Annotated in this window: 1 pseudogene; it reads right to left on the bottom strand. The window is 71.0% G+C overall.

The annotated features are described in order from the left end of the window. Positions 1–186 (bottom strand): annotated as a pseudogene (locus tag DSP71_RS10305) (riboflavin synthase); the annotation flags it as partial. Positions 187–214: the final 28 nt, after the last annotated feature.

Genomic DNA, 214 nt, shown 5'->3' with positions numbered 1-214 from the left:
CACGTCGGTGTCGAAGGTGTCCGCGGTCGAGCCGACCACGGTCAGGCACACGCCGGAGACGGCGATCGACTCGCCGTGCACGGCATCCGCAGCGGCGCGGGGCGCGCGCACGGTGAGTCGCCAGCCGTCGCCCGCGGGGGTGATCGCGGTGATCTCGCCCATCTCCTCGATGATTCCGGTGAACATCAGGCGGCTCCTTCGCTCTGGGGGTTCG

Origin of the sequence: Microbacterium sp. H6 (assembly GCF_003314775.1) — a bacterium.
Taxonomy (GTDB): domain Bacteria; phylum Actinomycetota; class Actinomycetes; order Actinomycetales; family Microbacteriaceae; genus Microbacterium; species Microbacterium oxydans.
The sequence above is the reverse complement of the archived record's forward strand: the minus strand, read 5'-3'. Positions and strand labels throughout refer to the sequence as shown.